This window comes from Ruegeria sp. AF1 (assembly GCF_056542125.1).
The window spans coordinates 1-7,909 of sequence record NZ_JBQFZG010000032.1; the positions used below are offsets into that span (position 1 = coordinate 1).

9 protein-coding genes and 2 pseudogenes are annotated in these 7,909 nt (G+C 55.1%); 9 read left to right on the plus strand and 2 right to left on the minus strand.

The features are described from left to right. Nucleotides 1-422: 422 nt before the first annotated feature. Nucleotides 423-2,066 carry a hypothetical protein gene (locus tag ACR0BK_RS20080; protein WP_480556036.1) on the minus strand — a complete coding sequence of 548 codons (1,644 nt, stop codon included), beginning with the start codon at nucleotides 2,064-2,066 and terminating at the stop codon, nucleotides 423-425. 275 nt (nucleotides 2,067-2,341) lie between these two features. Between ACR0BK_RS20080 and ACR0BK_RS20085 the strand changes: the two genes are divergently transcribed. The 7 genes and pseudogenes from ACR0BK_RS20085 to ACR0BK_RS20115 all read left to right on the plus strand — a co-directional run bounded on the left by ACR0BK_RS20085 (nucleotide 2,342) and on the right by ACR0BK_RS20115 (nucleotide 6,593). Continuing rightward, nucleotides 2,342-2,620, plus strand: coding sequence for a hypothetical protein (locus ACR0BK_RS20085; RefSeq protein WP_480556037.1), 279 nt, complete (start codon nucleotides 2,342-2,344; stop codon nucleotides 2,618-2,620). Between the two features lie 49 nt (nucleotides 2,621-2,669). After that, nucleotides 2,670-3,479, plus strand: a complete 810-nt coding sequence (locus tag ACR0BK_RS20090) for a hypothetical protein (RefSeq protein WP_480556038.1) — start codon at nucleotides 2,670-2,672, stop codon at nucleotides 3,477-3,479. A gap of 205 nt (nucleotides 3,480-3,684) precedes the next feature. Continuing rightward, complete coding sequence (locus tag ACR0BK_RS20095) at nucleotides 3,685-5,079, plus strand: metal-dependent hydrolase family protein (protein WP_480556039.1); 1,395 nt, start codon at nucleotides 3,685-3,687, stop codon at nucleotides 5,077-5,079. After that, nucleotides 5,076-5,258 carry a hypothetical protein gene (locus tag ACR0BK_RS20100; RefSeq protein ID WP_480556040.1) on the plus strand — a complete coding sequence of 61 codons (183 nt, stop codon included), beginning with the start codon at nucleotides 5,076-5,078 and terminating at the stop codon, nucleotides 5,256-5,258. The genes ACR0BK_RS20095 and ACR0BK_RS20100 overlap by 4 nt, the downstream gene beginning before the upstream one ends. Nucleotides 5,259-5,393: 135 nt before the next feature. Continuing rightward, nucleotides 5,394-5,540 (plus strand): hypothetical protein, encoded by a 147-nt coding sequence (locus ACR0BK_RS20105; protein ID WP_480519233.1) that lies wholly within the window; start codon nucleotides 5,394-5,396, stop codon nucleotides 5,538-5,540. Nucleotides 5,541-5,581: 41 nt separating this feature from the next. Further along, nucleotides 5,582-6,056, plus strand: a pseudogene (locus ACR0BK_RS20110) (DDE-type integrase/transposase/recombinase); the annotation flags it as partial. A gap of 69 nt (nucleotides 6,057-6,125) precedes the next feature. Next, a complete protein-coding gene (locus ACR0BK_RS20115; RefSeq protein WP_480556041.1) occupies nucleotides 6,126-6,593 on the plus strand; it encodes a hypothetical protein in 468 nt (155 codons plus the stop codon). Nucleotides 6,594-6,720: 127 nt separating this feature from the next. Here ACR0BK_RS20115 and ACR0BK_RS20120 read toward each other — a convergent pair whose 3' ends face one another. Next, a complete protein-coding gene (locus ACR0BK_RS20120) occupies nucleotides 6,721-6,945 on the minus strand; it encodes a transposase (RefSeq protein WP_480519237.1) in 225 nt (74 codons plus the stop codon). 120 nt (nucleotides 6,946-7,065) lie between these two features. Between ACR0BK_RS20120 and ACR0BK_RS20125 the strand changes: the two genes are divergently transcribed. Next, entirely contained in the window at nucleotides 7,066-7,500 is a 435-nt protein-coding gene (locus ACR0BK_RS20125; RefSeq protein WP_480556042.1) for a hypothetical protein, read from the plus strand. Between the two features lie 301 nt (nucleotides 7,501-7,801). Beyond that, a pseudogene (locus ACR0BK_RS20130) lies at nucleotides 7,802-7,909 on the plus strand (hypothetical protein); the annotation flags it as partial.

A 7,909-nucleotide genomic window follows, 5' to 3' on the forward strand; every position in this document is an offset into this window, starting at 1 on the left:
ATCTTTCCCGCACCGCAGCAAACGAGCAAAGCCTGACAAGAAAGGCACTCGCGCTCAGTTCGGTACGCCTCTCTCTGCGCCAGCAACACGTTGTTTTTCAACAATATCGGCAGGAGGCTGTCATTCGCTGCAGTCTGCGCTAAGGTCCGTTCCGCGCAAACTATGCGGTGGCAACTTCTGTCATAGTATTGACTGTTCGAACGGCCATCGCGTTCTTCCTGTCGGCAGTCTTTCAGCTTTGATGCAACCATCAGAGAGATGCTACCTTGTGTATGCGCTTTGGCGTCGTAGCGACCGCACACCCAAGCTCAGCACGGAGAATCTACGTTTTCTTCAAGGCACGATGGGCTAGGGTACAATTCTGCAGCAGAAAAGCAGCTCGGAGTCTGCCACTGAGATCCGAAGAGCTTTACGCCCGGCTTTCATTCGTCAACAAAAGTGTGCGCTTCTGACAAACCCTTGGTAACGGCTTCGACAAGAACCGTGTTCATACTATGCGATTCCAGCCATGCTTTGGGGTCCTCGTAGAGAAGCGGGTCGAGCTCAGCCAGTCTATTGAGAGCAACTCGTGCGGCTGTTTCGTTTGAGAGTTTGCTGTAAGCGATGGCAAGCAAAGCCTGGCCAAAGGACCAGCCATCAGTGGAGGCGTGTTCCGCATCTATGGCCAGTTCCTCCCATTCCTCTCTAAGCAGATGGTCCGCGGCCAGCAGGTGAAAGTAGAACGGCGGTGGCGCAACAGAGCGGTCTATCGCGCGATGCATAATTGGAACTCCCTCGTCGAAGCGACCTGCTATTCCATAGCGGATCGCTAGATTGGCCAGTGCGGCTGGATCGTTGGGGTTAACTTCCACGGCTCTTTGTGCAAACTCGATCGAGCGCTCCATATCACCCGCGTATTGCTCAACATGGGACATCGCCTGAAGCGCGTCAGTATCCCGTGGATCCAAGTCGATAGCGCGTGCCGCTGCCTCTTTGGCAAGGGCAAAGGCCGCGTCCCTTGAAAGCACTTTCTCATGACCGAACCGGGCAGCATCATTGCGCAGGTAGGCCAGCATTGCCCATGCGCGAACGTATTCCGGGTCCTCGCGAACGGTCGCTTCCAGACAATCCCGCGCAGCCTGATATTGATCTCGATGGTATGTTCTGCGGTAAATCTGTGCACTCGCGACACACGCAAACCCTCGCAGTGTTGGGTCGTTTCGATCCACAAGTCTGTCAGTGCGAACATCGCGGAGCGCATATCCGTATTGCTGCCCTATTGTCGAAGCGATCTGCGCAGAAATCGTGTCCTGAATTTCGGTTATGCTCTGGCCATTGGTGCCCTCGGCATAGCGCTCGCTCCATAAGACTTCGAAATCATCCCGCCGCAAAAGGTTGGTTCGGATAAGTAACTCGCCGCCATCGCGCCAAACGTCGCCGGTCACTGTAAACTCAGCGGTTGGCTGATGGATTTCGAACGACGTGGTCCCCGAGCCCTGCGCGACTTGAGCAGATGCAATATGCACTGCAAGATCCGGAAACTTGATCAAATCCGCAGCAAGCTCATTGGTCAGGCCCGAGGCGACAAGCGAAACAAGAGCGTCGTCCGTTCGAACTTCAAAATCCTCAACTAGAATGGAAACTTTTTTGTCGGGCCTCTCGGCTATTGCTGGTACAGGGCTATCAGGTCTCTCGTACCAGAAACCAAATCCGGCCAAAATGACTAGGCACATGACCACCAGCAAAGCCAGTCCCGTGTAGAACCTTGTATTAGGCTTCGACACTTGCTCGTGGTCGACAACCTCAGTCGCCCTGGGATGAACTGCCTCGGGCACAATCTGTTCTCGTGCGGAAAATTTCGGAATGTAATGACCTTTTGGAATACTAATGCGGATCGGGTCATTGCTACCTCGCCCGACATAGTAGTTGTCGAGATCCCTGCGCAGCTTTCGGGCTTCGAGCCGCACGACCGGGTCGGCTTGCTGATCAAAATCAGACCCACGCCCGAAGACCGCGATTGCGATAGTGGTCGCCTTCAGTTCGTTCTCGCGACCCGCCAAGGCTTCCTCGACAATGTATGCCAGCATCTCGCGACGCCGGGCACTGGACTGCAGTCCACTATAGTCAAGTATTCGTTCGAGTTGTCGACGTATGTCCTCTTCGGACATCTCCAAACGTGTCGGCCAATGACTGCTGGTCACTTTTGTCCTCACTGGTCCATAGAACCCTTAAGAAAAGAAAATAGAAGTAACAAGCCATCTGGCCATACTTTTTTTGGCCTGCGAACTGCATGTATACAACATGTAACAACGTTCTAATCCACGCCTTTTGATGCTGTGGTCCGGCAGGAGCACAACGGATAATGGACGCTTTTCTGGAAAATTTGATTGACAGGTACCCCGAGCAAGGTGAGCGGATCTTTGTTCAGTTTCGTGAGGACCCAGTATTCCGGTCAATCTGTGAAGAGATGGAAATAGCCGAACAAGCCATAATACGCTGGAAAAATCTTCCGCCTCGCGCGGCAGAATATGAACAGATTTTGAATGAGCTGAATATAGAATTTCGGGCGTATCTCACTTCTGATTGTCATCGGCAGACGAAAGATAATCAGGGCAGTTCGGCGGCATCAAATGGAGAATAATTAAGTGGGTTACGCGGAATGCAAATCTTCGGGCCGGACAGAGGACCGGATGCTCCTGTCAAGGCTGCGCAGATTGTCTGCTTTGGTAGCTCTCTTCACAGCTACCATTGCAACACATGCAAATGCTCAGGAAGACCTCAGCGAGATCAACAACGGAACCAACCCAACGCTGCTGACAACGCAGTTTGGCTTCCAGTATCAGTTCAACCAGATCAATTCCGACCTGAACACCGGCCTGTTCGAGGCCTTCTACACGCAACCTTTCGGTGAGGGTGGAAAACGGGCGTTCCGGATAACCGTCCCAGGCTCGGACAGCCCGTTCAACGCAAACCCCATCTACGGCGGAGAGCCAGGGGTTGAATTCACATTGGGCGACATAAGCGTAACCTACATTGACGTTTTCCACCTTACCGAAAAAAACGGGGCCGCTTTCACTTTTGAACTGTTTCTGAACACAGCGGAAACCGAAGCCGCCGGGTATGGGCAATTTGCCGGTGAAACCTCGGCCTTCTACGCTTGGTTTCTCAACAACGGAGCAATTTTCGCCCCAGCCTGGGTTCAAACATTCGGATTGGAGGGCGGGAATGATCAAGGCCAGAATGTAAACACGACCACGATCGACTTCTACTATGTTCCCAAGCTGAAGAATCCGCGTTTCTACCTGACATTCGATCCCGCAATCATCCACGATTGGGAAACAGACGCGACATTTGGCAGCCTGCAGGTGACTGCAGGCATGTTGACAGGCAAGGCATTTGGCGGCGATGGCCAAGTGTTCATCAAGCCTGGCATTCTCTTCGGCGGTGACAGACCGGCTGAGTGGTCTGTCCAGGTCGGATACAAGGTGCTGAATTTCTGATGCCGGTCCACTTTATTGCTGCCTGCCTACTTCAAACCCGCCCCACCTCCAGGCGCTCGAAACAGTTCTACGCGGAGCAGAAATGGGCCGTAAGGGTCCCCCGTCTCAATTTGCAATTTTCACAGCGCGGCACAACTCCACCCCTGAACTACCCAGTGCAATCACAACGAAATTCGTCCAAAATCTGAAAATGAGGAAACCAATCATGTCCAACAAAATGTTGACCTATTTTCTCTGCACCACGCTCGCGGCAACTCCGGTCAGCGTTCTGGCACATGACGCCAACCATGCGGTCGTCCCAGCCGGCGTAATCGGCGAAATTGAAACCACCAACGTCAGAATGAAATTCGACAATGTCCTTATTCGAGGTGCGCAGATATTCAATGGCTGCGACGAGGAATTGTCAGAAGCCGACGTGCTGGTCTCTGGCCAGCTGATCCAGAAGATCGGCAGCGACATCCCGACACCGGAAGGCGCTTTCGAGATCGATGCCGAGGGTTATACGCTCATCCCAGGCCTGATCGACAACCACTGGCACGGGATCTTTGCCGAGGCCACCATCGCCCAATTGGCACTGACCGGCGAGGGGTACTGGAACCTTCTGGCCGCCAAGGCGCAGAACAACGCGCTTGCCCGCGGCTTCACCACGGTGCGTGATACTGCTGGCCCGATGTTCGACATCGCCAAGGCAACGAACGAGGGTCTGATCGACGGACCTCGTGTGTTTCCCTCGGGACCCGCGCTGTCGATCACAGCGGGCCATCAGGATTTTCGCATGACGCGAGATGTGCCGCAGGGCGCCGGCGAATTGCACTCCTTCGAGCGAGGCAACATGTTCTACATCACGGACGGCGTACCGGACGTTCTCAAGCGCACGCGCGAAAACCTCATGCAGGGTGCCACCCAGATCAAGCTGATGGCGGGCGGCGGTGTCACCTCGGCTTACGACCCGATCCACACCATCCAGTTCACCGATGAAGAATTCAAGGCTGCTGTCGAGGCGACAGAAGCCTGGGGCACCTATGTGACCACCCATGCGATCAATGACGAAGCGGTTCAACACTCCATCGAAAATGGCGCGCGCAGTGTTGAGCACGCGCATATGTCGACTCGCGAAACACTGCAGATGTTTAAGGACAACGATGTCTGGCTCAGCATGCAGCCATTCCTCGATGACGAAGACGCACCGGCCCTGAACGAGTTCCAGAAGGCCAAGTACAAGTTCGTCACTGACGGAACCGATTTCGTCTACCGCACCGCCAAGGAGTTGGGCCTGAAGATTGCCTTCGGTACTGACACGCTCTTCAGTGCGGACCTTGCGAAACGTCAGGGCGCGGTGCTGGCGAAGATGGAACGGTGGTTTACCCCCTACGAGACGCTGAAGATGGCCACCTGCGACAACGCCGAATTGCTTAAGATGTCGGGGCTGCTAACGCCCTATCCGCTCGGGCCGCTCGGCGTGATCGAGGAAGGTGCCTATGCAGACATGATCCTCGTCAACGGCAATCCGCTGGAGGACCTGCAACTGATCAGCGATGCGAAGGCGAATTTCGGCATGATCATGAAGGATGGCACCATATACAAGTTCGACATGGAGTGAGCATCATATCGCGTAGAACCGTGATTGCCTCTGTTCTTGACCTCGCGGCGTCGATCGCGGGGGCGCAGGATCAACCTGCCAGGCCCATTGTTATTACCAACGTCAACGTTTTCGACGGTTTGAATGAAGAACTGATCGATGGCGCCAATGTCGTGGTCTCTGGCAAATTGATTGCATAATTCACTACTGAGGAGGTCGCAGTCGCAGGGGGGGCAGGTCATCGACGGTGGTGGTCGCACGATGATCCCTGGCTTGACCTGAACCTCCCATACTGAACTGGTCCACCGTTATGCTTAGGAAACGGAGGACCACGAATGGCAAACAAGAGACCAAAGCCCGAAGAGATTGTCTTAAAGTTACGGCAGGTTGAAGTTCTGATAGGGCAAGGGATGTCCCGTCTTGATGCGATCAGGCAGATTGGTGTTGTTGAGCAAACCTATTACCGCTGGCGGAAGAAATGAGCCGTTGAAGGCGCCATTGGTTCGAGCACAATGGCGAGCGGCGACGAGAGGGGCTGAAAGTGCCAGTGAAACAACCGAAGAAAGGGCGGCTCTGGCTGAACCCTCTCGGGACATTGCTGCGCAATGCCCTGCCGGGCAGTGGATGGGTCTTGTGTTCGGCTTAGGCTGGAGTATAGCAAACACGTGTGGTCCTATGACTTTGTCCATTGCCGAACCGATGATGGCAAAGCTTTCCGGTCGTTGAACATCGTTGATGAGTACAGTCGGGAATGTTTGGCTATCAGGGTCGAGCGGAAGCTGAACTCAACCGATGTAATCGATGTCCTGACAGACCTGTTCATACTTCGCGGCGCGCCGAGTTTCATACGTTCAGATAACGGGCCGGAATTTGTCGCCCAGGCTGTCCGAGACTGGATCGCTCCCGTTGGCGCCAAGACAGCTTACGTCGAACTTGGCAGCCCGTGGGAGAACGGATACTTTGAAAGCTTCAACGGCAGGTTCAGAGACGAGCCGCTCCGGTCTTAGGTAGCAAATGCACCAAATTGCCATCTGGATGGCTGGCGAGATCTCGTGTGGAATGGCGGCATGTCGAAACCACTGATTGTTCACACGCTGACAGAGAAGCGGGCCGAGATACTGGGCCAGATTAAAGCATACGAGGCGCAGATCGCACATGCGAAGCACGATCTGGCGCATGTGAACGCGACAATTGAGCTGTTCGCCGCACCTGAACGGCGGCGTGCCCGGTACATTGTGAGCCATGGGTTCTTCGAGAAGGGCGAGATCGCGGATGTCTGCGTCCGTCATCTTCGGGTCGATGCCGAGCTGACCACGCGAGAGCTTGCCAAGCGCGTAATGGTGGAGCGCAACCTGAACATCTCAGATACAGCGCTCAGAAACTCGGTGGTCTTCAAGGTCGTCCAGGCGCTGCGGCATGCCAAGCGACGAAAGCTCGTCAAGATGATCGAGAAGAAGAAAGGTTTGTGTGTCTGGGATGCCGGCGACGCCGTCACGTTGCGCGTCGTTGCCAATACCCCTTCCACGACCGGCTGACCGGCGACGCGAGCGCACCACCTATCAGGCAATCTGCCAGGCGGCCATTGCGCTCCTCCCGATGATCCTCGAGCCAAGCCGCATGAGCCGCGTATGCATCGAGATATCTTCCTTCGACCTTCAGATGTTATCCGCCAATCATCCGTCTAAGCCGTGAGAAGAAGCTCTCAGCAAGGTTGGTATTAACTCCTCTGACGCTGTAACCCTCTGAATGATTGACTCTTTGCATGTCGAAGTCTGTTTCCAGAAGATCCCAGTACGCAACTTCATCGGCCGAGACAACGGTGTCTGGAGTGATCCTTTCCCTTGCAAAATCGACGCCTTGCGCCTCCCGAAGAAAGGTTCTCGTCACCGTTCGACCGCCCCGCTGGCGGAGTACGACAACGGCTGGAATCTGGCGGTCCGACGTATTCTACAATGGCCCAAGGCCGCTCTGCCTCTGGAAACGCGTCAGAATGTCATCACTTTTTCGGTGACCGCGATTCCGGCGCCATTCCAATCTGATCTTGCAAAGATGATGCATCGTCTGTCCACACCAGACCCGCTGGCAGATGACGGTCAGAACAGAGCACTCCGACCTGCAACCCTGTCTCAATACCAAAGACAGTTGGTTCGGTTTGCCTCCGAAGTCGTTCATGCTGGTCTCCCGATCACGGAGATTGGAGGTTTGGAGATCCTGATCGATCCAGTGTTCGCGGAACGTGGTCTGCGCCAGATGTTAACGCGTACCAACAACCAGACCACAAAGATGATCAGCGAGATCGCCGCGTTGCTCCGCAACCTGGCCCGGATACTCAATGCACCCGAACACAGCCACACCATCAACATGTATTCCGGTCTTGAGGCACGGTCGGCAACACGTGCCTTCGCGGACCTGATAGACGCGAAGAAAGGGTGCCGCAAATGAGCCTGGTTCTACCTATCGCCAATTGGCCCGCGTCCGACCGGGATATGTGGGACAGGCTTCAGAAGGCGGCCGGACCGCTCGACGATTGCGGCGCCCTCGCTCATCTGCGCGCAACCTCATTTAAGACGCCGGAACTTCGCTATGCCCGATGGCTGCAATGGCTGATTACTAGTGATGTGGACTCAATAGCCCTGACTCCGCCACAACGCGCGACCCTGCCGCGCCTTTCCGCTTGGCTTCGGGACCTCTCACACACCCGACCGATGACCCGGTTGATGTTCATTGATGGCGTGTTGCGTATTCTGATCGGGCGGTCTCTGGTGCGTCCATGTTGCGTCCCGGGCTGCAAGCACTCTTCAATGCAACTCAGGAAGGACGGGTTGATCTGATCTTGGCAGAGGCGCTGGAT